The 577-nt window shown below is 60.7% G+C and carries 1 protein-coding gene; it reads left to right on the top strand.

Going from position 1 to position 577, the window contains the following annotated elements; genetic code table 11:
• Positions 1–376: 376 nt before the first annotated feature.
• Positions 377–577 (top strand): hypothetical protein (locus tag EN932_RS39425; protein WP_245483422.1); only part of this gene is annotated, 201 nt, incomplete at its 3' end.

Here is a 577-nt window from a genome sequence, read left to right as displayed (position 1 = left end):
CCGCCGCCGGCTACAACTTCTCCCTCCTGCTCAGGTGGCTGAAGGGGTTTTTGTCGCTCTTGATTGCCCTGCTTCAAATCCGGCCGAAGCCGGTCGCCGCTTAGGGCTCGGATTGTTCACGGTCGACGATTTGATGCGGTAGTCGCCTATGAGCGGTCAAAACGAACGCAGCTGGTTCGCCGATCGACCAAACGGCGAGCGCACTGTGCTTTGCTCAGACCGCCACCGAGTGCCTCGCCGTTCCCCCTTTGAAATATGTATCGAACTTGGCCGCGATGGTTCGAATGAAGGGGCGACTTTCAGTCCGTACGAGGAAACTGTCACCATCGAATTCAAGCGCTCGGGCAGGATCGTGGAGTGCGATGGACCTCGAGCGATGAAGGAGCTGCTCGCCGGCTTTGCCGAACCGCTCCACCAGGTCGACTGCCGAGAAGGCAAAATCACACATCAGCCGCTCGATGATCCAGCCACGGACGCGATCGTCGTCGGAAAGGGCAACGCCGCGGACGGCAGCCAACCCGCCATCCGCAACCATGCGCCCGTACCCGGCAGTCGAAGCCATGTTCTGCACGTAGCC

This window comes from Mesorhizobium sp. M7A.F.Ca.US.002.01.1.1 (assembly GCF_004022955.1).
In the GTDB taxonomy this organism is placed as follows: Bacteria; Pseudomonadota; Alphaproteobacteria; order Rhizobiales; family Rhizobiaceae; genus Mesorhizobium; species Mesorhizobium ciceri.
The sequence above is the reverse complement of the archived record's forward strand: the minus strand, read 5'-3'. Positions and strand labels throughout refer to the sequence as shown.